The organism is Gemmatimonadota bacterium (genome assembly GCA_009838645.1).
Lineage (GTDB): Bacteria > JAAXHH01 > JAAXHH01 > JAAXHH01 > JAAXHH01 > JAAXHH01.
This window is the reverse complement of sequence record VXRC01000049.1, coordinates 493623-518094: the sequence shown is the minus strand read 5'-3', so window position 1 is coordinate 518094 and position 24472 is coordinate 493623. Positions and strand designations below refer to the sequence as shown.

General features: G+C 61.1%; 22 protein-coding genes and 1 tRNA gene. 14 read left to right on the top strand and 9 right to left on the bottom strand.

The annotated features are described in order from the left end of the window. Nucleotides 1-102 precede the first annotated feature (102 nt). Together F4Y38_16160 and F4Y38_16155 are read left to right on the top strand one after the other, a co-directional pair. Nucleotides 103-1029: a hypothetical protein gene (locus F4Y38_16160; GenBank protein ID MXY50814.1), complete on the top strand. Its 927-nt coding sequence runs from the start codon at nt 103-105 to the stop codon at nt 1027-1029. Nucleotides 1030-1074: 45 nt separating this feature from the next. Then, complete coding sequence (locus F4Y38_16155) at nt 1075-2004, top strand: carbohydrate kinase family protein (protein ID MXY50813.1); 930 nt, start codon at nt 1075-1077, stop codon at nt 2002-2004. 61 nt (nt 2005-2065) lie between these two features. Here the strand turns inward: F4Y38_16155 and F4Y38_16150 are convergent, their stop codons facing one another. Together F4Y38_16150 and F4Y38_16145 are read right to left on the bottom strand one after the other, a co-directional pair. Then, on the bottom strand, nt 2066-3424 hold the full coding sequence (locus F4Y38_16150) for an aminotransferase class V-fold PLP-dependent enzyme (protein MXY50812.1): 1359 nt from the start codon (nt 3422-3424) through the stop codon (nt 2066-2068). 4 nt (nt 3425-3428) lie between these two features. Then, entirely contained in the window at nt 3429-4841 is a 1413-nt protein-coding gene (locus tag F4Y38_16145; GenBank protein MXY50811.1) for a LamG domain-containing protein, read from the bottom strand. 399 nt (nt 4842-5240) lie between these two features. On the opposite strand from F4Y38_16145, the gene F4Y38_16140 reads away from it, so the two are divergent. Genes F4Y38_16140 through F4Y38_16120 form a run of 5 tightly spaced genes read left to right on the top strand, consistent with a single transcriptional unit; the run spans nt 5241 to nt 12138 of the window. Next, nucleotides 5241-6989 (top strand): hypothetical protein, encoded by a 1749-nt coding sequence (locus F4Y38_16140; GenBank protein ID MXY50810.1) that lies wholly within the window; start codon nt 5241-5243, stop codon nt 6987-6989. A 30-nt stretch (nt 6990-7019) separates the two neighbouring features. Next, nucleotides 7020-7739 carry an ABC transporter ATP-binding protein gene (locus F4Y38_16135; protein ID MXY50809.1) on the top strand — a complete coding sequence of 240 codons (720 nt, stop codon included), beginning with the start codon at nt 7020-7022 and terminating at the stop codon, nt 7737-7739. Nucleotides 7740-7745: 6 nt separating this feature from the next. Then, nucleotides 7746-10112 carry an FtsX-like permease family protein gene (locus tag F4Y38_16130; protein ID MXY50808.1) on the top strand — a complete coding sequence of 789 codons (2367 nt, stop codon included), beginning with the start codon at nt 7746-7748 and terminating at the stop codon, nt 10110-10112. Beyond that, entirely contained in the window at nt 10003-11307 is a 1305-nt protein-coding gene (locus F4Y38_16125; protein MXY50807.1) for an efflux RND transporter periplasmic adaptor subunit, read from the top strand. The genes F4Y38_16130 and F4Y38_16125 overlap by 110 nt, the downstream gene beginning before the upstream one ends. 6 nt (nt 11308-11313) lie before the next feature. After that, nucleotides 11314-12138, top strand: coding sequence for an alpha/beta hydrolase (locus F4Y38_16120; protein ID MXY50806.1), 825 nt, complete (start codon nt 11314-11316; stop codon nt 12136-12138). A gap of 60 nt (nt 12139-12198) precedes the next feature. On the opposite strand, the gene F4Y38_16115 is transcribed toward F4Y38_16120, so the two are convergent. Continuing rightward, nucleotides 12199-13395, bottom strand: coding sequence for an MFS transporter (locus tag F4Y38_16115; protein MXY50805.1), 1197 nt, complete (start codon nt 13393-13395; stop codon nt 12199-12201). Nucleotides 13396-13522: 127 nt separating this feature from the next. Between F4Y38_16115 and F4Y38_16110 the strand changes: the two genes are divergently transcribed. Beyond that, a complete protein-coding gene (locus tag F4Y38_16110) occupies nt 13523-13870 on the top strand; it encodes an inorganic pyrophosphatase (protein MXY50804.1) in 348 nt (115 codons plus the stop codon). Here the strand turns inward: F4Y38_16110 and F4Y38_16105 are convergent. Then, a complete protein-coding gene (locus F4Y38_16105; protein ID MXY50803.1) occupies nt 13867-14904 on the bottom strand; it encodes a sodium:calcium antiporter in 1038 nt (345 codons plus the stop codon). The genes F4Y38_16110 and F4Y38_16105 overlap by 4 nt on opposite strands. A 70-nt stretch (nt 14905-14974) precedes the next feature. Here F4Y38_16105 and F4Y38_16100 point away from each other — a divergent pair, with 70 nt between their 5' ends. Beyond that, the gene (locus F4Y38_16100) at nt 14975-15415 is read left to right on the top strand and encodes a hypothetical protein (GenBank protein MXY50802.1); all 441 of its coding nucleotides are present in this window, start codon (nt 14975-14977) and stop codon (nt 15413-15415) included. 65 nt (nt 15416-15480) lie between these two features. Here the strand turns inward: F4Y38_16100 and F4Y38_16095 are convergent. Further along, a tRNA-Leu gene (locus F4Y38_16095) sits at nt 15481-15564 on the bottom strand. Nucleotides 15565-15675: 111 nt separating this feature from the next. Here F4Y38_16095 and smpB point away from each other — a divergent pair. The 5 genes from smpB (at nt 15676) to F4Y38_16070 (ending at nt 20342) form a co-directional block, all read left to right on the top strand. Further along, the gene (gene smpB, locus F4Y38_16090; GenBank protein MXY50801.1) at nt 15676-16173 is read left to right on the top strand and encodes an SsrA-binding protein SmpB; all 498 of its coding nucleotides are present in this window, start codon (nt 15676-15678) and stop codon (nt 16171-16173) included. Continuing rightward, nucleotides 16170-16727 (top strand): hypothetical protein, encoded by a 558-nt coding sequence (locus F4Y38_16085; GenBank protein MXY50800.1) that lies wholly within the window; start codon nt 16170-16172, stop codon nt 16725-16727. Before smpB ends, F4Y38_16085 begins: the two co-directional genes overlap by 4 nt. Further along, nucleotides 16724-17671, top strand: coding sequence for a hypothetical protein (locus F4Y38_16080; GenBank protein MXY50799.1), 948 nt, complete (start codon nt 16724-16726; stop codon nt 17669-17671). The genes F4Y38_16085 and F4Y38_16080 overlap by 4 nt, the downstream gene beginning before the upstream one ends. A 28-nt stretch (nt 17672-17699) precedes the next feature. Beyond that, on the top strand, nt 17700-18173 hold the full coding sequence (locus F4Y38_16075; GenBank protein ID MXY50798.1) for a cupin domain-containing protein: 474 nt from the start codon (nt 17700-17702) through the stop codon (nt 18171-18173). A gap of 330 nt (nt 18174-18503) precedes the next feature. After that, nucleotides 18504-20342 (top strand): DUF262 domain-containing protein, encoded by a 1839-nt coding sequence (locus F4Y38_16070; protein MXY50797.1) that lies wholly within the window; start codon nt 18504-18506, stop codon nt 20340-20342. A 155-nt stretch (nt 20343-20497) separates the two neighbouring features. Here F4Y38_16070 and F4Y38_16065 read toward each other — a convergent pair whose 3' ends face one another. From F4Y38_16065 to F4Y38_16050, 4 genes are read right to left on the bottom strand one after another with little or no spacing between them, the layout of a single operon-like run. Continuing rightward, nucleotides 20498-21469, bottom strand: a complete 972-nt coding sequence (locus tag F4Y38_16065) for a TIM barrel protein (protein MXY50796.1) — start codon at nt 21467-21469, stop codon at nt 20498-20500. A gap of 51 nt (nt 21470-21520) precedes the next feature. Beyond that, on the bottom strand, nt 21521-22807 hold the full coding sequence (locus F4Y38_16060; GenBank protein ID MXY50795.1) for an enolase: 1287 nt from the start codon (nt 22805-22807) through the stop codon (nt 21521-21523). Nucleotides 22808-22832: 25 nt separating this feature from the next. Continuing rightward, complete coding sequence (locus tag F4Y38_16055; GenBank protein MXY50794.1) at nt 22833-23651, bottom strand: QueT transporter family protein; 819 nt, start codon at nt 23649-23651, stop codon at nt 22833-22835. Between the two features lie 9 nt (nt 23652-23660). Further along, nucleotides 23661-24329, bottom strand: coding sequence for a bifunctional nuclease family protein (locus tag F4Y38_16050; GenBank protein MXY50793.1), 669 nt, complete (start codon nt 24327-24329; stop codon nt 23661-23663). Nucleotides 24330-24472 lie beyond the last annotated feature (143 nt).

The following is a 24472-nucleotide window of genomic DNA, read 5'->3' as shown; positions in this document are numbered from 1 at the left end:
TTGAATTGGGCTTGACGCCGGCGTCCGTTGGGTTAATTTGCTCGCACTCCCTCGCTCCATCGCGATCCAGGACCGGATAATCCATGCCACGGAGTACCTGACGTGTTCAGACTCGAGGGCCACCGCATCGGCGATGCATGGTATTTTGCCGACGATGCAACCGTTCATGCCTGGTTTCTCGCCATGCCCCTGGATCGGAAAGCCGGCTGGAGAATCGACCACTGCGTTTCAGATGACCTGGCGCACTGGGAATACCGGGGCACGGCGCTCGAACCGGGTCCACCGGACGCGTGGGACGGCAAGTCCCTGGCGACCGGCAGCGTCATCCGGCGCGACGGGCAGTACTGGATGGCCTATACCGGCCACAAGCACGAGACCGCCTTTGTCCAGCGCGTGGGCATGGCCGTTTCCGATGACCTGGTTACCTGGCGCAAACTCCCCGAAAACCCCACCTCGGTGGCCGACCCCGCCCACTACGAGATCGAATCGACCGGCCAGCGGCAGCTCACCCACTGGCGGGACCCCTTCCTCCTGGACACGGGCGACAGTGTCCTCCAGTATGTCTGCGCGCGGCGCACCGACGGGGACGTGGCCGAACGGGGCAGCGTCGGCATCGCCCGGTCGACTGACATGGTCCACTGGGAATGCCTCCCGCCGCCGGAACACGACCAGATGACCGAGGAAATGGAAGTGCCCCAGGTTTATTTCATCGAAGGCCGCTGGTATCTCGTCTTCTGTACCCACGATTTCTGGCTGTCGCCTTCCTTCAAGGACCGGTTCCCCGGTCATGCCTTCAGAAGCACCGACTATGCCATGGTGGGCGATTCGCCGCTGGGTCCGTTCAGGATTCATGGCACGGGGGAGATCATGCCCGAAGCGCCGCCCGGCCGCTTCTATGCCAGCCAGCTCGTCGAGCACGGCGGAAGTTGGTTTCTGCTGGGTACCGAGGGCCTGGAAGCAGAGAGCGGCATTTCGGACCCACTACCGGCCTTCGCGGATGAAACGGGCATTCACGTGTCGAGGGAATGATTGACCAGAGGTTGATTGACGAGAAGTTGATGCAGGGAGCAGAAGATGACCCATGACGTCGTCGGCCTGGGATGCGCCTGCCTGGACTTCCTGGGTATCGTGCCTCACCTGCCGGACCAGGACGACCAGATCTGGATGAGCGACTCGACCCAGCAAGGCGGCGGGATGGTCTCCACCGCACTGGTCACGCTTTCCAAACTGGGGGTGTCCACCGCCTTCGTGGGTAAAGTCGGAAACGACATGGCGGGCCGCGCCGTGAAGGAGGAATTCGACGAGTACGGGGTCGACTCGGCCCATTTAATCGTGGAGGCCGGTGCAACGACCCCCGTCAGCATGATTCTCGTCGATGAATCGACCGGGCAGCGAACCATTATGGCCGGCGGGACGACTGTTGAAATGTCCCCTTCTGAAATACCCACCGGAATGATCACCGCCGCCAGGTACCTTCATCTCGACACTACGGACCGGCAGGCCGCACTGGCCGCCGCCCGTATTGCGCATGACGCCGGCGTGCCCGTGGTGCTGGACGCGGACAGCCTGTCCCGCCCGCAAGACATCGAGGATCTGCTGCGGGCGACGGATTACCTGATTGCTTCGCGGGTGTTCGCCGAAGCGCTGACCGGCAGGGCAGATCCTGCAACGGCCACGAAGTCCTTGGCCGGTTACGGATCGTCCGTCACGGTCGTAACGCTTGGAGAAGAAGGCAGTTACACGCTGGCAGGAGACCGGTCTTTCCACACGCCGGCGTTCTCCGTGGAGGTCGTCGATACGACCGGCGCGGGCGACGTATTCCACGGCGCATACACATTCGGTCTGCTGCAGGGATGGAGTCTTGAGAAGACGTCGGTGTTCTCATCGGCCGTCGCCGCCCTGAACTGCACCCGGCTCGGGGGACGAACCGGGATTCCGGATTTACGCAGTGCGTTGGATTTCTTGCGAGATCGTAGGTCGGAGCACTTCAACGACAGAGACTAGCCGCGGAGACGGCGGGATCTGATCCCACGAGGTTCCGGCCGGCAGCAACACCGGCCGTCGACTACAATATTTCCTTCATCACCTCGATCAGTCGATCGATTTCCGCCGGCGTGTTGTAGAAGTGCGTGGATACCCGGATCATATCGTGTGACCGTCTCTGGTCCCGGCTCACGACGATGCCGGCCTTTCCTCGGAGGATGCCTCGAAGAAGCGAGGTGTCCCATCCCTCGACGCCGAAGGAAGTGATTCCGGGACTCGACAGCGCATGGTCCGTGGAGGTCCCCAGGCTGATTCCGGGCATCTCCATGAGTTGTTCCTTCAGATAGTCGGACAACATGCGGTCGCGGGCGTAAATCGCGTCCATTCCAATGGAATCGAGAAAATCCAACGCGGGTTTTATCGCGGCCCGGATGGGTCTCTCGTACGTGCCGTGTGGGCCAATGCGCCAGAGTTGCTGTTCCCGGTCGTCCCACGGGCCGTTGCCGTCGGACGTGGGCCAGAAGGTCTCCTGGAATCCCTCCCGAACGTACAGACAACCGGTGCCGGAGGGGGTCAGCGCCCACTTGTGGAGGCTCGTGGCGAAGAGATCGCACCCCATCTCATGCAGGTTGACGGGGGTCATTCCGGGTGTCTGGGCGCCGTCTACGGCCGACACGATTCCCCTCTCGCGGGCCATGTCACACAGATTCCTGACCGGGTAGAGCAGGCCGGGGCCGCGGGTGACGTGGCAGAAGAAAACCACTTTCGTCCTCGGGGTCAGCGCCTGTTCGAACAGGTCCACCACTTCCTGTTTGCTCTTCGGCGGACTGGGGATCTGAACTTGGTTGACGTGTATGCCGAATCGCCGGGCTCGGCGCGTCCACGGCTGGATGCCCGCGATGTGCTCATCCGAAGTCATGAGCACTTCGTCCCCCGGTTCCATCCGAATCCCGTTCGCGATGACGCTCAGTCCTTGTGTAGCGTTCCGGGTAAGCACCATTTCACGCTCGTCCGCCCCCAGAAACCGGGCGGCCGTCTTCCGGCTTGCCTCCACTTCGTCCCACAGTTGGGACCTTCCCTCGCTGCCCGCTTCCGCGAGATATACGTACCCGTCGTAGACCGCCTGCGTGACCGGTTTCGGACACAGCCCGAGGGTCCCGTTGTTCAGATAGATGGTATCGGGATTCAGGTGGAACTGCGCGCGGACCTTCTCCCAGTAGGCTTCGTCGTCGATCCTGTCGGGCGGACCGGGAGCAGCCGCTTCGTTTTCCTGTGCCAACGCCGCCGTCGCGTCCCACATGGAGGTCGCCGCCACACCGGCCGCCGCCGCGAGACCGCCCTTGAGAAACCGCCGCCGGCTTCCCGTGTCGCCCATTGCAGTGCCGTCCGATTCAATCCGGCCGATCGACGCTTCGTCAGCAGGGCCTTCATTGCGATTCATGCGATTACTCCTGTGCCTCTTCGAAAAGGGATTCGATCTCCCGGTGGCTCAGCGAGCGGTTATACAGTCTGACGTCGTCCAGGTCCAGGCGCGACAGGTCCCATCCGCTCCCGAAGGTTGCAAAGGTCAGCCACATGCGGCCCAGTTCGATGTACCGGTAGGGATTCGGCGTCACCTGTTCCATGGAGAGTTCTCCATTGACGTAGATCTTCTGGTCCATAAGACCGTCAGACCGGGTATTCAACGTCGCCGCCACGAACGTCCAGGCACCGGGCGAGGGCGTCGATTCGGTCATCACTTCCCATTGGGTCGCCACGTCGTCCACGCGGAATCCGACCTTCCCTTCCTGTATCGACATGGAATAAGGGTCCTGTCCCCAGGCGCCGTCACCGTACCAGAGTACCTGGCTGTACTCGCTATCGGTATCGAATCCCCTGATCCAGCAAGTAATCGTCAGGTAGTGGAGGAGGTCTAGCGACGGATTTTTGACCACCGCCCAGTCCTCGTTGCCATCGAATCGAAGCGCTCCTCCCCTTCGACCTTCTATGGATTCCGGCTGTCCCATCACGATAGTCTTCAGTCCACTGGCCGACACGTCGCGAATTGCGGCGGTCTCCATGGGCCAGTGGGCCACGAGGGCGTCTTCAAGCGAGGATTCCGGCGGATCCGGCACTTCGATGCCCGCCAGGGCCGGTGGCTGCCATCCGTTCTCCCGGGTCAGGGCCAGGATGGCCTCCGGTGAGAGCGTCTCCGTGTAGATACGGACGTCGTCGATCACGCCCTTGAAATAGAAATCCGGTTCGCCTGAACCCTTGCGCCCGACGTAGACTGGTTCCTGCGGATGCGGCGGGAAGGGCGCTTCGGCTTGATCATGCAGTTCACCGTCCATGTACAGCCGGTGCTCCTCGCCGTCGTGGGTAACAGCCAGGTGCCGCCATACGGAGGTCCCGACAGGACGGGTAATCAGCGGATCGCGGCCCCGGCCCATGATGTGCCACGTGGGCAAGGGGCCGAATGCGCTGAGCTGGAAGACGCGTCGTTCGCTGGAGCCGCCGTTGTCCTGGGTGATGACCCCGTTGGTCCAGTACCGGGAGAATGCGTCGTCGTCGTATTTCACCCAGACCGACAGGGTGAAGGCCTCGCTGGACAGTGCCGGCGGCGGCGCGACGCGGATGTAGTCGTTCTTTCCGTCGAAGGAAAAGGCGGCATTCGGCTGCCCGAACCGGTCTTCGGTGGAGACCGGACCGAACAACTCGCCGTGATGCTCGTTTCCGCTCGTATCCCGAGCGTCGCCGTCGAACAGCAGTTCGAGGACCAGGTTGGATCGGTCGACCGTCGGCGACTGGGCCGCGGTTACGCCCGGATGCGTGAGGAGAAGGAACAACGCGGTCATCATCAAAACGACGCGACTGAACATACAGCCATTCCTTTCATACAGGCCAGTCCAGAGTCAACCTGGCCAGAACCGAAGTCTCCGGGGTGTCGACATTGCGACACGAATCTATTACTCTAGGTACACGGACGGAAATGCACGGCACAGGGAAACGCGGCGCGAGCGGTGTTGTCCAGGCGCCTCCGGAGCGGTCCATGATCCGCTTGACGATGGGGGTTTGAAGCCATATCTTCCTGTCGATCAACTAAACAGTACGGGAACGTAAATACAGTCCGTTCAATAAAATAGCCTGCCGATCGTACCGGCAGGTCTGGTTCCGGATCCAGGTCCGGAAGTGAACTGCGAAACGGGTTATATCCACTACTTTTACAACAGTCCATCCCAAAGTATTCATTCTTAAAAGGAAAGCTCAGGATTCCGTTCATGTCTTCACACACCAGGATCAACATCGACACCCCCATGGTCCCGCCGCAGTGGGCCTTGCTGGAGCGCGCGCTCATCCGCTCCATGTCCCAGGCACTCGAACTGTTCTACGACAAGTACTTCGACGAGCAAGGCTACCTGAAATGCGTGCCTCGTTGGGGCGCCCTCGACGGCCCGGACGATGCCATCGAAAACCTGGCGAACTGGCCTGTCGTCTACCTGCTCGGCGGGGGCGACCGCATCCTCGACATGTGCAAGACGGCGCAGGACGGCCATATCCGCCAGTACACCGAGGCCAAGACCGTCGACGTGCCCTTTGCCCGGGACGGCATGTATTACAAGGAATTCCCGGTGCACAGCGACTGGGCCCATCACGCCGAGGGCCTGGTGGTGTTCAACCTGCTGGGCAACTGCGATCCGGACGACGAAAACCATATCCGCCGGACGAGGAGGTTCGCCGGTTTCTACATGGACGAGGATCCACAGGCGAAGAACTACGACCCGGAACGCCGGTTGATCCGGAGCATGTTCAACGGCAGCCGGGGGCCGATGATGCGCAAGACCACGGCCCTGGACTGGGTCGGCGATCCGCTGGAGGACGGCCGGTACGACCTGCTCCACGGCCAGCGCGATTACGCGGAGATGTGCGAGCGGTTCGAGACCTATAACGACGTGGCCGGCGACCATCCGCTGAACCTCACCAGCACAGGCCTGGCCTTCAACGCCTACGCGCTCACCGGCGAAACGAAGTACCGGGACTGGATCCTCGAATACGCCGACGCGTGGGTGGAGCGCACCTATGCCAACGGGGGCGTGATCCCTTCGAACGTGGGGCCGGACGGCGTCATCGGCAGCGCCTGCGAAGGCCGGTGGTGGGGTGGTGTCTACGGATGGAACCACAAGGTGTTCGCCCATCGCCACGGCCGGCTGGACAACTTCACCCTGAATGCCGTCGCCCACGCGGTGGACGGCTTCGGCAACGCCCTGCTGCTCACCGGCGACCGGAAATACGTGGACGTCTGGCGCACCGTCCTCGAATCGGTCAACGTCAACAAGAAGACCGTGGACGGCGTCACCATGTATCCACACATGCACGGAGACGACGGGTGGTACGATTACGCCCCCGAACCCTATGACCGGGGCGCGGTCGAGGTATACGACTGGTCCATGAACCCGGACGACCGCGCGCTTGCCGGCGACCAGCCCTGGCTGAATTTCCTGGACGGTTCGAACCCCGGTTTTCCCTTGGACGCGTTGAAGCAGGATTTCGAGGATCTGCGGGGACAGGTGGAGAAGATCCGCAACGATACGTCGACGCCGGACACGCGTCTGTCGGACAACCCCAATCCGTTCAACCCGGCGCGGATCGAGACCCTCGTGAATCTCATGACCGGGGGACCCCGGCCGGCCTACGCCCGTCCGCTCCACTGCCGGCTCTGTTACTTCGACCCGGAACGCGGACGGCCCGGCGTCCCGGAAGACGTGGCCGTGAAGATCGACCGTATCGACTCCGACGGACTCGACGTACACCTGGTGAACGCCAATCCGGTCGAAGCACGCACCGTGATCGTCCAGGGCGGCGCCTACGGGGAGCACCGGGTGGACGCGGTTCAACACGACGGCCGCCGGATCAAAGTCGACGATACCGATTTCACCGTACGCCTGGCGCCCGGATGCGGCGCGCGCCTGACGCTGGACCTGCAACGATATGTCAACCAGCCGACGGCCCGGTTTCCGTGGGACCGGTAAAGCCAGGACAGGGGACAAGGAGAATCCGGCATGACCGTCGACCAGGCGAGTCCGGTATTCCGGGCCCGGCGAATTTCCAAGGTCTACCGCATGGGCGAGGTGGACGTATCCGCCCTCCGGGGGGTCGACCTGGACCTGTACGCCGGCGAGCTGGCCGTTTTCCTGGGGGCGTCGGGAAGCGGCAAATCGACGCTGCTCAACATCCTGGGCGGGCTCGATGTGCCCACGGGCGGCCAGGTCTTCTACCTCGAACGGGAATTGACGGGGGCGGACGAGCGTGAGCGGACGGATTTCCGCCGGAAGTCCGTGGGTTTCGTCTTCCAGTTCTACAACCTGATCCCCAGCCTCACGGCACTGGAGAACGTGGAACTCGTCACCGAAATCGCCGACCGGCCCATGCCGGCGGAGGAAGCCCTTCGCCTGGTTGAACTCGAACCGCGCATGCATCACTTCCCGGCCCAGATGTCGGGCGGAGAGCAGCAGCGCGTGGCCATCGCCCGGGCCATCGCGAAGCGCCCGGAAGTGCTCCTTTGCGACGAACCCACTGGCGCCCTGGACTACGCGACCGGCAAACGGGTGCTGGAAGTGATCGAGAAAGTCAACAGCACGCTGGGCACCACGACCGCGGTCATCACCCACAACGCGGCGATCGCGGACATGGCTGACCGGGTCATCCGCCTGCGCAGCGGCGAGATCGTCGAGGTATACGCCAATCCGACGAAGAAACGGCCGGACGAACTGAGCTGGTAGGCTGCCATGACCATCCTGAACCGCAAGGTGTTCCGCGAACTGGCGCGCATGCGCGGCCAGGTCATCGCCATCACGCTGGTGATGGCCTGCGGGATCATGGTCTACGTCTCCTCGCGCCACACCTATATCGCCCTGCTGGAATCGCAGGAATCCTACTACACCAGCTACCGTTTCGCCGACGTGTTCGCCGGCATCAAGCGGGCGCCGGCGCAGGTCGCGGAGCGCATTGCCCGGATTCAGGGCGTCTCCGGCGTCCGCACCCGGATCGTAATGGACGTGAACCTGGACGTGCCCGGGCTGGATGAGCCCGCTACCGGGCGGCTGGTCTCCATACCCGAGACACGCAGGCCCGTGCTCAACGACCTCGCGATCCAGGAAGGCCGCTACCCGGCGGTCGGGCGGCCCGAGGAGGTCATCATCAGCGAAGCCTTCGCGCTGGCCAACGGACTGGCGCCGGACGACTGGATCGGGGCGGTCATCAACGGACGGAGGAAGGCCCTGCGCGTCGTGGGCATCGGCCTGTCGCCCGAATACGTCTACGAAGTGCAGGGATCCGGATCCATCTTCCCCGACAACCTGCGCTTCGGCGTGATCTGGATGAGCCGGGACGCCCTCGGCGCGGCCTTCGACATGGAGGGCGGGTTCAACGACCTGTCGGTCGCCTTGTCGCCGGAAGCGCGCGAGCGGGACGTGATCGACCGCATGGACCTCATCCTCGAACCCTACGGGAGTGCGGGCGCCTACGGTCGGGACAGCCAGATCTCCCATAAGTTCCTTTCGGATGAAATCCTGGGCCTGAGTGTTTCCAGCAACGTTACGCCGGCCATCTTCCTTGGGATCGCGGCGATTCTGCTGCACATCGTGTTTTCCCGCATGGTGCGGGCCCAGCGGGACCAGATCGCCATCATGAAAGCCTTCGGCTACCGAAACCTGTCGATCGGTTGGCACTACCTGAAATTCGCCTTCCTGGCCGTGTCCGGCGGGACCCTCCTCGGCATCGTGGGCGGATTCTGGATCGGCCGGCCGCTCACCGGCATGTACCAGGCCTATTACCGATTCCCCGACCTGGTCTACGAGCTGCACGTCGACGTCATCACCTTGTCCGCGGTAATCAGCGTTTCCGCAGCGTTGCTGGGTACCCTGCACGCCCTTCGCGCGGCCATGGCCCTGCCTCCCGCGGAAGCGATGCGGCCGGAGTCGCCGCCCCACTTTAGGCCGCTCGCGATGGAACGCATGGGCGTGCACCGGATGCTCTCGCCGGTCTGGCGGATGATCTTCCGCAACATGGAACGGAGGCCGGCCCGAACGATGCTTTCCGCCTTCGGCATCGCCATGTCGGTGGCGATCCTGGTCATGGGACGTTTTACCTTCGACTCCATCGATTATTTGATCGACTACCAGTTTCGTACCGTGCAGCGCGATGACGCGGCCGTGGTCTTCGCGGGTCCCCGTCCCGCGCGCGCCCGGTTCGAACTGGCCCATCTTCCCGGCGTCGTCCGCTCCGAGCCGTACCGCGCCGTGCCCGTCCGGCTTCGTTCCGGTCATATCGTGAAGCAGACCGCCATAACGGGACTCGATCCGGCTGGAGAGCTGCGGCAGTTGATCGACCGGGAAGGCCGGGTTCAGGCCCTGCCGCCGGAGGGCATCGTGCTGAACAAGACGCTGGCCGACCTCCTGGCGGTCCGGGAGGGCGATATGCTCGCCGTCGAAGTACAGGAAGGGTCTAGAATGCAGGGCAGCCTGGCGGTAACCCTGATCGTCGACGAGTTGATCGGCACCACCGCGTACATGGATACACGCGCTTTGAACCGGTTCCTGGGCGAAGGCCGGACGATCTCCGGCGCGTATCTCTCAGTGGACCCGCTTCGGGCGGCCGAGTTGTACAGCACGCTGAAAGAGACGCCGGCCGTGGCGGGTGTCGCCGTCCGCGAGGCCGTGATCCAGGGCTTCGAAGAAACCATTGCCGAAAGCACGAACGCCACCACGTTCACGCTGACCGTCTTCGCTTGCATCATCGCCTGCGGTATGGTCTACAACGGCGCCCGCATCGCCCTGGCGGAAAGAAACCGCGAAATGGCCAGCCTGCGGGTGCTCGGGTTCACCGAGCGGGAGATATCGGTCGTCCTCCTGGGCGAGCAGGCCATCATTACCCTTTGTTCGATACCGATTGGATTTCTGATCGGATGGGCATTATGTTATCTTGCCGTGGACGCCACCGCCCAGGAACTCTACCGGATGCCGCTGGTCATCACCGGAAAGACCTATGCGTTCGCCTTCCTGGTCGTTACCGCGGCGGCCGTGGCGTCCGCGTACATCGTCCACCGGAAACTGCGCTACCTGGACCTGGTGGGCGTGCTCAAGACCCAGGAATAACCGTGAGACCGTCATGAAAATACGTCGCAAGCACATCATCTCCTTCGTGGTCCTCGCTGCCGTCCTGGTCCTCGTCGTCCGCGCGTTTATGCCGGCGCCGGTCCTGATCGACGCGGCTACGGCGGAGTTAGGTCCCCTGCGGGTGACGATCAGCGAGGAAGGCAGGACCCGTGTAAGGCAGCGCTACCTGATCACGGCCCCGGCGTCCGGCCGGCTGGCGAGACCGGCGTTGAATGAAGGGGACCGGGTCGGCCAAGGCGATGAACTGGCGCGCATCACGCCTTCGCCCCTCGGCTCCCGCGAGTCCGCGGAGGCCCGCGCCCGGATCGAGACGGCCGAAGCACTGGTCCGCGAGGCCGAGGCGAACGTCGCCCGCGCGCGGGTGGAACAGGAAGAGGCGGCCCGCGGCAGGGACAGGGCGGAACAACTCGCCGCGAGCGGCAGCATCTCGAGGGAGCGCCTGGAGCGCGCCGTGCACGCGGCAACCGTCGCGGAACGGACCCTGGAATCCTCCCTCTTCCGCCACCGCGCGGCCGTCTCCGAACACGAGGTCGCCCAGGCCGCGCTCCTGGCCCTCCGGGAGGAGCGCGGCGATGCCAGGGCCGTGCTCTCCGTGACGGCGCCGGTAGGCGGCCGGGTGCTGCGTCTGTTCGAAGAAAGCGAGCGGGTCGTCGCCGCGGGCACGCCCCTGATGGAAGTGGGCGATCCGGGAGACATGGAGGTGACGATCGACGTTCTGTCCACCGATGCCGTAAGGGTCGACGTCGGTCAAACGGTATGGATCGAAGAGTGGGGCGGACCCGATCCGTTGTCCGGCAAAGTGAGCCGCGTAGAGCCGGCCGCGTTCACGCGCGTGTCCGCGCTGGGCGTGGACGAACAGCGGGTCAACGTCATCGTGGACCTTGACGAGACGCCGGCGGAATTGGGCGATGGTTACCGCGTCACGGGACGGATCGTCGTCTGGGAGAAGGAGGACGTGCTCAAGATCCCGTCCAGCGCCTTGTTCAGAATAGGCGAAAGCTGGGGGGTCTTCATCGTCGAGGAAGGCATGGCCAGGTCTCGGGAAGTATCGGTGGGACAGCGAAACGGGATCGAGGCCGAAATCCTCGAAGGCCTTGCGGCCGGCGACCCCGTCATCCTGCATCCAAACCCCCGCATTACCGATGGGGTCGGCGTCGAAACCCAGACGAACTGAGAGCACATAGAGGGCTTGCTGGTATTGGAGAAACGCACCGGTTACGTCGAAGCAAACGACGGCGTTCGTCTCTACTATGAAGACACAGGATCCGGTATACCCGTCTTCCTGATCCACGGCGGCGGGTTGAGCCTGGGTTGGTGGCGCAAGCAGGTTCCGGCCCTGAGCCAGCGATTCCGGGTCATTGCCGCCGAGACCCGGGGCAACGGCCGGTCGGACAAGACCCCGTGGGGACATCGCACGGCCCGGTACGCCATGGACGTGCGCCAGATCATCAAAACGCTCGATCTCCACGACGCCACGCTGGTCGGCTGGTCCATCGGCGCCCGTACCGTCCTTTCCTACATCGAACTCTTCCGAAATTACCGGCTCAAAGGGGTGGTGCTGGTGGACGAAGTGCCCAGCATCGAAGTCCATGGTCCGCCTGATCCGCCCGAGCCCGATGCCGAATCCCCAACTGTGGACGATATCGAACGAAAGCGATGGGAACTGAGGAAGATGTTCGTCTCCCTCGATGTCCCGGACGCCGAACTGGACTTGCTGCTGGAGGAAAGCAGGGAAAACACGCCGGCCCAGGGCGTCACCCTCGGCCCCGACTACCAGGCGCAGGACTGGCGTCCCATGCTGCCATCCATCGACCTTCCGGTCCTGATTGCGACGGGCGGCAAGAGCGGCGCTTACCCGGGCTGCAAGTACATGTACGAACACATCCCGGGTGCGCGCATGGAAGTCTTCGAGGACAGCGGCCACGCGTTGTTCTACGAGGAGCCCGATCGGTTCAACGCCGTCGTAACCGAGTTCATCGACGGGCTGCATGCGGTGTCGCCCTGAGTCTTACAGGTCGACCCGGCCAATGGAGAAACCGGCGATCGTAAATTCGCCCACTGCCTGTTACCCCCTCGATGCCCTCCGCGTTTCGGGGATGAACCGCCAAATGATGAACCCCATAGCGAGCATGCCCGTGCCTCCGATCAAGGAACTGAATACGTAACCGACCTCTGTATAGACGACGCCCGCCGCCGCGCTGCACAGTCCCATGGCGAGCTGGCCGGTCGCGATACTCAGGCTCATCAGCGAACCGCGCCGCTGCGCCGGCACGATCTCGGACAGCAGCGCCTGAAAGGGTCCCATACGGGCCGACACGAGCACCATGATGAGGAAAAAGAGCGGGTAGGCGATCCAGAAATCCGTCATGATGGCCGTCGTCAGGGTCATGAGGACGAAGAGTCCCAGGCAGCCGCCCACGACCAGGACCTTCCGGCCGATCCGGTCCGATAGGCGTCCGGCCCAGGGTCCCACGATGACACTGGCAATACCGGCGATCACGAACAGGGACGCGACCTCGTCGTTGGTCACCCCGAAGGTCTCCTTGATCCACACGACCAGGTAGATCACGTAGAAGGCGATCCCCGAGAACATCACGCTGTAGGCGCCGATGGCCGCCGCGGTCGCCGGCGTCGTGAACATGGACGCGTAGCGCTTGACGACCGATCCGATCGAGGACAGATGCGCCCGGGCTACGGCCGGCTGCCGTGCCAGGGTGCAGACCAGGACGAAGGAAATCACCATCGGCGCCGCGAAACTAACGAAAGGCGCGGCAAAGCCGAATCGGTCGGCCAGGATGGTTCCGCCCGGAATGCCCACGATCTGTCCCACGGCAACGGCGGTCATGACCACGCCGTTGGCCCAGCCCCGCCGCTCCGGCGGAAAATGATCCCCGATATAGGCCGGCGCGACGCCGCTGAGTATGCCGGCGGCCATGCCGGACAGTGACCGGATAAGCAACAGGGAGGCAAAGTCCGTAACTAAGCTGTGCAAGAAAAGGGTCACGCACATGGCCCCGGTGCCGATCATGAGGATACGTCTCCTGCCCATCGCGTCCGACAGCGGACCGGTGACCAGCGCGCACAGACCGAGCATGACCGAGTAGGCCGAAACCAGGGCGCCCAGGTATTCCCGGGGCACGCTGAACTGCTCCTCCACGATGGGCAGTATCGGCGTCATGATGATCGTCTGGCTGCTCGCGGCGAACATCATGAACCATAGCGCCAGCAGTATGCTCAGGTCGGCGAAAGTACTCGGTCGCATCGGTCATTGACCCGTTTCGCAGAAGGGGTTAAGATGAATCCGGGCGGTTACCGTAGCGGCATGATGCCGCCAGTCGAAGTAAAACCTTGCTATCATGGACAGACACCGGACAACGCGTTCTCAGTACATGGATCCCGGGGTATTCATCGGCAAAATCGTCGATATCGAAATCGATCGGCCGATGGGTTCCCGCCATCCCGAACATGATCTCATCTACCCGGTGAATTACGGATTGGTTCCGGGCGTATCGGGGCTGGACGGTGAGGAACTGGATGCCTACCTGTTGGGCGTGGACAGACCGGTGAAATGTTTCAAGGGCCGATGCATCGCGGTGATCCGAAGATCGGATGATGCAGACGACAAGCTCGTGGTGGTTCCCGATGGCGAACACTACACCGATGAGCAAATCCGGGATCTTACGGTGTTTCAGGAACGATACTTTGAGTCCTCCATTTTGCGAGGAGGGCACAGTTAGTGCATTTCAATGGAAAGCACGTAACTCAGAATCGTTACAAAAAGCCACGCGGAGACCAGCACGACCCCCAGGGGACGTTTCAAAAAACCTACAGACAGGTGGATGCCGAACCGGAAGACGATGAGCACAAACAGCATCGCGGGGAACAGGAATTGGAAGAATTGACCATCCGCCTGCAAACCGCCCGGCGTTACGGAAGCGGAGACACCCGCAACGAATAGCACATTCAGGATATCTGCGCCGATGACATTTCCTACGACCAGCTCGCCGTGCCCGCGTCGCACCGCCGCGATGGCCGTCACCAGTTCCGGGACCGACGTGCCGAAGGCGACAAGGGTCGCCGAGATGATGTGTTTCGGTACGCCAATGCGTTCTGCCATGATACTCACGGCCGGGATCAGGATCTGCGCGGAGATTACGATGATCGCGATCGCTCCGATGAGTTTGAGGAGCGTTCCGAATGTGCCTGTTCCCGCTTTAACTGTTTCTACGGTGTTTTCTGCATCTGGCGGTGTCGAGCCCGCCCATCGGATGGACTGCCAGATATACAACGCGAGTAGCACAACGAAGACGACACCGGCCAGTTGAGGCAGGACGCCGCCAGCGCTGAAAGCGCTCGCCGGAGAGGACCACGGCAGACAAACAGCTACCAGGAGAATCCCGGCCCCCAGCTGCACGTTGCATAACCGCGAGGCCAGCAAACGGTCGAATGGGAGCGGGGCAATCAGGGCCGCCAATCCGAGAATCAGGCCGGTATCGCAGATAATCGATCCGACCGCGTTTCCGAGCGCAAGTCCCGGCTCCCCCTGTTGCGCCGAGAGTACGGAGACCGCGGCCTCGGGGGTCGTCGTGCCGATGCTGACGATCGTTGCACCGATAACCGCTTTGCTCAGGCCCCATCGACTCGATAGAAGTACCGCTTCTTGTACGAGCCGGTCCGCGCCCTTGCCGAGTGTAAAGAGCATTACGGCAATGACCAGCAAAAGCCCTAAGCTCGGAAATCCGACCAGAAGATGTTCAATCCATTGTTCCATGAAGACTCAGGAATCTAAGTAGCGTCGCTACCAATCCCACCGAAGTCTATGCTGTGGGAGGAGCATCGTAATGAAACCACCCGTACTTTACCACGGCAGCCAGGACAAAACCGATCGCCTTGAACCCAGACCCGCCGGTGGTGTGGGGCCGGACGAAGATCAACTGAACGCGGTCTATGCCACCCACCTGAAGAATATCGCCATTGCCTTTTCGCTGCCCATCCGGCCGATCGGAGATGGCGGCTTCAGCTTCGGCATAGATCTCGGGATTGAGCACCCTGAAGACCTGAACGACGACATTGAGCCTCGCATCGACCTCGAAGCCGGTTCGATCGACCTGGACCGACCCGGTTACGTATATGTCCTTCCGTCAGATACCTTCGAACCGGTCGATCCGTGGCAATGGGCTTCCAGTGAACCGGTCGAGCCTGTCGACGTAATCGAGATCGATCCGAAACGCTACGCCCACTGGATTCGCGACAGGAGACGGCCGGATACCGCGTCTCCATAAAGGCGTCGCCATAACCGTATCCCAACAAAAAACCCACATGAATCATGCGGGTCCACAGACCTGAATGCCGAAGGAGAGATTCGAACTCTCACGGGCGAAAGCCCACTGCGCCCTGAACACAGCGTGTCTACCAGTTCCACCACTTCGGCATCACATACCATTTGTCATAAAACCACACACGTAATATATTCCGGTAGCCGCCGATTGTCAAGGAAGGCGGGCAGCGAAAGCCGGATAAACTATGCCGATTCGAGGCAGATATGGCCAGCCCATCAGATCGTCACATCGCCGAGCCCAACGGGGCCGATGGCATCAAGGTCATCGTAACCAACCGGAAGGCGCGCCACGACTACCATTTCCTGGAGATCTGGGAGGCGGGGATCGTCCTGACCGGCACGGAAGTGAAGTCGCTGCGGGCAGGAAAGATCAACCTGACCGACAGCTACGCCGCGGTCGATAACGGCGAAATCTACCTGTACAACGTCCACGTCTCGCGGTACGAACAGGGAAGCACCTTCAACCACGAACCGAACCGCCGGCGCAAGCTGCTCCTGCATCGCTCGGAAATCCGCAAGTTGATCGGCCGGGTCGTGGAGAAGGGACTCACCCTGATCCCTACAAGGGTCTATTTCAAACGGGGACGGGCCAAGGTGGAGATCGCCCTGGCCAAGGGGAAGAGAGACTACGATCGCAGACGGACCATCATGGAACGGGACGCCCAGCGGGACATGGAACGTACGTTGAAGGGGCGTCCATGACGGAGCGAACGCGGAAGACACCAGGCAGACTCCTCTCCATCATCGGTCTGGCCTGGGGCTTTTCCTTCATCTGTGCGGTCCTGCTTTACGCCATCGTCAGGCTGTTTTCCGTCTCGGTCGACGCGTACAGCAATTTCCCGTTCTACTGGTACCACTGGGTGGCGTTGGCCGCCGTGGTGGTGTTCATGGCCCATTCGGAGGGGTACCAGGGTTTTCAACGAAACTTTTCTCCGCGTGTCGTCGCCCGGGCCTGGTACCTCTATCATCATCCGCGTCCCGTGCTGATCGGGCTGGCGCCGCTGTTCCTCGCCGGCTACATACACATTAACCCGGGCCGCCGGAAAAACATCCTGGCACTGACCATCGGGATCGTGATCCTGATCTTCCTGATCCGGTACCTGCCCCAGCCCTGGCGCGGCATCGTCGACGCGGGCGTAGTCGTGGGACTCACCTGGGGGCTGGTCTCCATGGCCGTCTACGGCATCCGGATGCTGGGATCGCGCCCCTTCGCCTACTCTCCCGAAATCCCGGGGGAAAGCGAGGTGACACAATGAAACGAAACCTGTTGAGACTGCTGGTTGGCGTGATGGCCGCGCTGTGCGTATTTATCGGGCTGACCGGAGGATGCGGACTGGTCGGGGACGGCACGGACGCCGACCGGGACGAACCGATCACGTTCGGCGACTACTGGTACCAGGGCAAGGCGGAGATCACGAGCTATACGCTCAAGCAGGCCCGGTACGGCGAGCTTCACGACGGAGACGCGGTGCTCATCTTCGTCACGGAGGATTTCTCGGCGCAGAAGCAGGTCAAGCTGGACCGGCCGGAGGAGGCCGGGGACGACGCCGTAAAGGTCCTCAAGTTGAACGCCCTGCGCGAGTTCAATACGGGGGTGTATCCCTACACGGTCATGACGTCGGCTTTCACCCCGGTGTACCGGGACCTCCATCCGAAGACGCTGAAGATCACGACGTCCGTGCAGGAATGGTGCGGCCACGCCTTCGTCCAGCTGAACCTGCAGGACGACCGGTACCGCGTGCACCAGTACTCCTATTTCGAAAGCGAAGGCGATCGGGTTGCCGAACTCGAAAACGCCATCCCCGAGGATGAGATCTGGACGACCATCCGCCTGAATCCGGACGCCCTGCCGACCGGCGAGGTGTCCATGATTCCGGGTACCCTGTACCAGCGATTCGACCATACGGCCTGGCGGACCGTCAACGCCACGGCCATCCTGATGCCGGATGCCCGGGAGCCCGGGATCATGGTCTACAACCTGGTCTACTACCCGGATCTCAACCGGACCCTGACCATTCGGTTCAAGCGGGATTTCCCCCACGAGATCGAATCCTGGGAGGAGGTCGAGATCGCGGCGGACGGAACGACGAAGGAACTCGTCACGACGGCGGTGCGCAACAAGCGGATCATGCTGGACTACTGGACCAAGAACAGCGTGGTGGACGTGGGACTGCGCGCGGAGCTTGGGCTGGACGACTAGCATACAGGCGCATCCGCGAGATCAAGCTATGAATGACGATTCGAAATGGCGCGATGACGGGGTGAAGGTCATCCCCGGCGACCGCCTCGATTCGAACACGCCGCAGACGCCGGGCATGTCACGGGCCGCGGCGATAAATCACGCCCGGACCGGGGCGAGCAAGATCTGGGCAGGCACGGTGACGATCCACCCGAACGCGAAGACCGGCGCGCACCATCACGGCGAACTGGAAAGCGTGATCTACGTGGTGAAGGGACGGGCGAGGATGCGCTGGGGCGAGCGCCTGGAATTCGTGGCGGAAGCGGGACCGGGCGACTTCATCTACGTGCCGCCTTTCGTGCCCCACCAGGAAATAAACGCCCGGACCGACGAACCCCTGGAATGCGTGCTGTGCAGAAGCGGCATGGATCCGGTCGTGGTCAACCTGGACATCGAACCGGTGGAGAAGCCGGAGAACGTGTACTGGGTCGATTCGATCCACCCGGAGCCTGACGATTTATGACCTGTTGATGCCGACTTAGCCAACCCCAGTACGAAGCAGGCGAGCGACAACCTACCTTTCGTTCGCGTGTTTAACGACACTAAGCCCATACCATCGCCTATAAATCGGGATGAGACTAAGGAACACGAAAGTTAAGGTGAACCTGTCGGAATACCCAAAGCGATGCACCAACCCCTCGTAGAATTGTGCTGGCAGTGATGCCGTCGGAAGACTTTCTTGCCAGGTGGATGAGTGGATGACAGACTAGGGAGGGCCGTACGCAGCGAGTGGTAGGAAATTCAAGGATCAGTATAGTGTACAGATTACGGTTCTCAACTAGGATAGGAATACATGACACACCTCACAAACAAGATAGACGCCAACGATCGCACAATTGCAGACATCCTCGACGGCAAGAAATACGCGGTAGACTATTTCCAGCGCGAATTCAGTTGGGAACAGCCGCATATCGAGCAGCTTATTACAGATCTCACTTCGGCGTTCTTAGATGAATATTCCGAAGGCGACACTCGGGCCGAGGGCAAGGACTACAATAGCTACTACTTAGGCCCGTTGGTTTTTATTGAGCGTGATGGGGGTCGAAGCGTAATCGATGGTCAGCAGCGTTTGACCTCACTCACATTGTTTCTCATTTATCTTAACCACTTGCAACGCGAACTCAAGTTTGATGAACGTCTCGAGCCTATGATTTATTCAGATCACAGGGGCGTTAAGTCCTTCAATCTCGACGTCCCGGAAAGGGAGCGTTGTTTGGAGCAACTCTTCAACTCGGGGTCATACGAGCCAATGGACGCTGATGACGAGTCCACGGTAAACATGGCACGGCGATATGAGGATATTGGCCAGGCGTTTCCAGAGGAATTGAGAAACGAAACATTGCCATACTTTCTCGATTGGCTTCGGCACAACGTCGTTCTCGTCGAAATTATCGCCTACAGCGAAGAGAATGCCTACACCATATTTGAGACCATGAATGACCGTGGTTTGAATTTGACGTCAACCGAAATGCTTAAGGGGTATATCCTTTCAAATATCCATGACCCAATTCTCCGTCACGAAACCAACGTTAAATGGAAAGAAGCCGTTCAAAAATTGCATAAATGGAGCAAGGACGAAGATCAGAGTTTTTTTCAGTCATGGCTTAGAAGCCAGTACGCTGACACGATACGATCAGGACTTGCCGGTTCGCAAAACGAGGACTTCGAAAAAATTGGTACGCGTTTCCATACGTGGGTTCCGGATAACTTGGACAAATTGCGGCTGGACAATGGTTTGTCTCAGGACCTCAAGCAGTTTCTCGACGACGACTTCAGTTTCTTTTTAAACGCGTACTTCAAGATCTTGGAAGCGCAGAATTCGTTGACCAGTGGATTGGAGCACATCTACTACATCCATAGATGGGGTATTGCTAGTTCGTTGAGTTTCCCACTAATGATGGCACCTCTGACCGTTGACGACGATGAGAAAACGGTGAACGTGAAACTCAATCTTGTTGCCCGCTACATAGAGACGTTTGCCGTACGTCGTTCCGTCAACTACCACAGGTTTGCCGCGAGTTCTATTCGCTACACCATGTACACGTTGGTGAAGGACATTCGAGGCAAGCCTGTTTCCAAACTACAGACCATACTTCGAGATCGTCTGCAAGACATGAGCGAGGAGTGGTGTGGAATGGACACCTTCGGTATGCATGGACAAAACAAGCGCTTTGTTAAGTTTCTCTTAGCGCGTATCACAGCATTTATCGAAACGGAGTCAGGTTTCAGCACCTCCTTTGCTACATACTACGATGAAATAGACGGAAAACCGTTTGAAATTGAACACATTTGGGCTGACAGTTTCGCAGATCACCTTGAGGAATTTGATCAACGAGATGAATTCCAAAATGTCCGAAACATGGTAGGTGGTCTTCTTCTGATCCAGCAAGGAAGGAACCAGAGTTTGGGATCGATGGGGTATGAAGAGAAGCGCTTGCACTATGCTACAGAGAACCTACTGGCTAAATCACTCTGTAGCATTACATATAAGAACAATCCCAACTTCACTAATATGTACAATCGTTTAGCACTGGACTTTCGCCCACACGACGAATTTCGTAAGAGCGACCTTGTACTGCGCCAGAGTCTCTATCGCAAAGTTGCTGAGACAATTTGGTCTACTGAAATCTGAGTGAGTTGTACCAAGTTACTCGGAGAAAGGCGGCATCAAATAGAGTAGATCTGTGACAAATACACGGTCGACTGAATAACCTGATCACGCCTAGGATACAAGACTGGACTGATATTGCAATACGGCGTAAACCGATTCCTATTACACCGCAGCCGCTACGCGTCCTCCCGGTAGACCGCTTCTCTCAACCCCCTGATATATCCGACCGCGTAGAGCCGGCAAAGGGCCGAGTACCCCGGGTGGTCGTTGTCTTCGCCGGAGAGGGTCGGCACGTGGTCCGGGCGCAGCACGCCTTCAAACCCGATATCGCGGTACGCGCGCAGGCATTCCATCATGTCGGTCGGACCGTCGTCGTGGAAGGTCTCCACGTAGTTCTCCACGTCCCCGCGCACATCCCGGAAATGGACGAAGAAGATCTTGCGCTGCGCGCCGAAGTGGCGGATGGCCGCGGGCTGATCGTCGGTCATGAGGGCGAAGTTCCCCTGGCAGAAGGTGACCCCGTTCATGGGACTCGGCACCAGGTCCAGTAGCTTCTGGAAGTTGTCCACCGACCGCATGATCCGCCCGATGCCCCGCAGCGGAGAGAGCGGTGGATCGTCGGGATGCATGGCCATTTCCACGCCGTACTGTTCCGCGACGGGCGTCACCCGCTCGAGGAATGCGTGCAGCGTCTCCCACAACTGGTCTTCGGATACTTCGCCCGCTTCGGTCAAAGGCGCGTTCTTCATCATGGCGTGGTCGTAGCCGGTGACAACGGCGCCACCCCGCGAGGGAACCGTGGAAGACGTGCGGGTCCAGTTCAGGATGGCCATCCAGTTGTAGCACCAGGTCTTGATGCCGACGCGGCCCATGCTCTCGATGAAGGTGCAGACGTCGTCCAGCTCCTCCTCCCGGCCTTCCACCCCCAGCTTGATGCGGTGCATGGGCGGTGCGCTTTCGATGACGGCCACGTCGAAACCGGCGTCGTTGAAGTTGTTCTTCATCCGCAGCATGGGCATGTACTCCCAGCCCTTCTCGTTGCCCACCGCGGGCGGCATGCTGGTGACCACGTGGTCCACGCCGATCTGCTTGACCTGGTCCCAGAGCGTATTACGGCCCGTGCTGAGAATCTCCGCGATCTTAATCATGAAATTCCGTCTCCTGTAGATTCGCCCCGGCTGCGCACCGGATGTTCGATATCAGGCCTCGCCCCGGCTGCGCACCGGATGTTCGAGTACCCTTTCGTAGAGTTCCTGCCATTCCTTCGACCCGTCGTCGCGCAGGATCTCGAGGTGGACGCCGTCCGCGTGGGCCGGTCCGTTGCCCTGGATGAAATAGCCGTAGGCCCGGTTCATGGGCGCGATTTGAATGCGGGTGCCGTCGGGATAGACCACGGAATTGATGATCCGCGGTTTGGGCTTGTCGAACAGTTCGCCCTTTTCCTTCAAGTCCTGCACCGTATCCTCCGGTACTCTCCACCTCTCCACGGCTTTCTCGTCCACGGTCACGCCCAGACCCGGTTCCTCGGGAACCCGGTGAAAGCCGCCCACGACCTCTATGGGTTGCGTCAGTAGGTGGTGGCTGTAGAGGTTGATGCACGTGATGGCCGGCCAGGTGGCATGGGTCAGCACCGCACCGAGATGGGCGGCCCAGGTCGTGGTGAGCCCGTTGCCCACGAGCTGCAGCCAGAAGGGCATGTTGGCCTCGGCGCTCAGCTGGCCCTGCCGCATCACCTCGGACTTCCCGGCGCAGATGACGAAGCCGTCGCAGACCTCCTCGCGGACGGCCGTCATGTACGGCGGTGAACCGAAGTGCATGGCGATGGACCGGGGGATGACCTGCCGGAGCTGGCGGTTGCCCAGGATGTCGGTCTGCGGGATGGGGGATTCGAACATGGCCACGTTCTCGTGCTGGGCCAGTTTCTGCATGACGGGCATGGCCGCGGCCGCGTTCTGCATGGTGGCATTGGCGTCGAGGTCCAGCTTGAAGAAACCGGGGATGCCCGTGGCGACGGCGTCCACCTGGGCGAAGATGTCCCACCAGGGCCTCTGCTTGATCTTGAAGCTGGTATACCCCAGGGCCACGGCGTCGCGGGCCTCGGCCAGCCAGTCCGCGGGCGAGGCGTCGATGGACCACCAGGAGATGGGCGACCAGTCCCGCACCTTGTTCCCGAGCAGCCTGTAGCAGGGCACTCCCAGCGCTTTGCCCACCACGTCGAAGAGGGCCATCTGCAATCCGGCGCCGAGCGAGTCGTCGTTCATCACGTCGGCCGGACTCTTCCCGATGACCCGGTCCACGGCCTCGTCGGTGACCCGCGCCCAGGTGTAGTGAATGACCGTTTCCCCCCAGCCAACCAGCCCGGTGTCCGTCGTCACCCGGCAAAGTTCCAGGATCGACCAGTTGTAGACCTCGCGCTCGGTAATGCGGGCCTGGCGTTCGGTGAACGGCACGTCCACCACGATGCGTTCTACGTCGACTACCTTCATGACATGGTATCCCTTCCTGACAGCATCAGATCAGCAGACAGGCGATTAAGAGCAGGACCATCAGGGGGAGCAGCCCCATTCCGACACTGGCGCCCGCCGGCATGAGCAGGCTTTCCGGCGCGGTGATTTCCAGGCCGAACAGCAGGGGGATCGTCCGGGCCGCTTCCTCGTTCAGGCCCAGCGAGATGGACACCCCGGCGTACAGGCCGCCGAAGAGGGCCAGGACCATGACCACGTGGGCCAGATGGGGCAGCCGGCCCCTGGAGAGATCGGCGGGGTCCATGACGTCGTGATAGAGCAGGCCCCACTGTTTCACCCGCTTGTAGAGTACGGGCAGCAGCAGCGGACCGAGGATGGCCGCGGTGACGAAATTGTTGATGGATATGAGGGGCGCCAGCACGTGGAAGGGCACGAGCCCCAGGGTGTCCAGCCCCCAGCCGACCGTCACGCCGCAGGCGATGCTGGCCATCAGCGTTACGTACAGGTAGCGAGCCAGCATGGCCGGGGACCATGCACCGGGCTCTTTGCTGGTAAGCATGCGCCATAGCCGGTAGGGGATGTATCCGAGCAAGAAGTTGCCGACCATGCCGAAGTAGCTGCCCAGTCCGTAGGTGCCGCCCATCAGGTCGCCGATCAGGTTGCCGAAGGCGGCGCCCCACGCACCGGCGGGGCCGAACATGAGGGAACAGATGACCGGAAACACGTTGGCCGGCCTGAGTTCCGTAATACCGGGGATAATGGGAAGGAGTTTGAAGGGAATGAGGACGGCGGCATACATGGCTGCCGTCAGGGCTACCAGGACGACCATCCTGGTATACTTCCACATCGTGATGGCTTCTCGCACGCTACCCCTTCAGGCGCTCTGTTCCAGGCGGTTGATCTCGTCGCGCAGACGGGCGGCATCCTCGTACCGTTCCTCATCGATGGCTGCCTGAAGTTTCTGCCGCGCCGTTTCAAGGGGGGTGCGTGGCTGACGCTTGAACTCCACGGATTCCATCAACTCCTCGGCGGCCACCTGCGCCGCGGGAACTTTGCCTTCTTCTCCCGCTTCGGCTTCCAGTTCCTCGATGGACGCGGCGAGTGCGTCCTCGCCGTTTTCATCCTTGCTCTTGGGCATGCGCTTGCCGGCCGCCCGCATGACTTCTTCTTCCACATAGATCGGGGCGTCGGCACGTAGGGCGAGAGCGATGGCGTCCGTGGGTCTCGAGTCGATAGTCATGGACTGTCCGTTGGACTTCACGTGTATTTCCGCGATGTAGAACTGCTGCTCGCGCAGCTCGGAGATGAGCACGAACTCGATCTCGGCGTCGAAATGCTCGAAGACCGAATTCAACAGGTCGTGCGTCATGGGCCGCGGCGGCGGTTCTTCGCCGGCGTCGATCTGGCTTTTGATGGCGAAGGCTTCCGCGATGCCGATTAACAGAATCAGCACCTGCTCTTCCTGCTCGTCAGCCAGCCAGAGTACGGGGGTGGCGTGCAGGGGATAGGGAGGCCCCACATCATATACCTTGAGACGAATCATGTATGCAGTCTTTCTATCGGACCGGGATCAGCCTGGTTTCTGTCGCGGGCGACCACATGCGAGATGACGGGATTACGCAGACTGAAAGGGGTCAGTCCGCCTGTAGATACAATCGTCATCGTAGTGGAAGTTTGGTATACGGG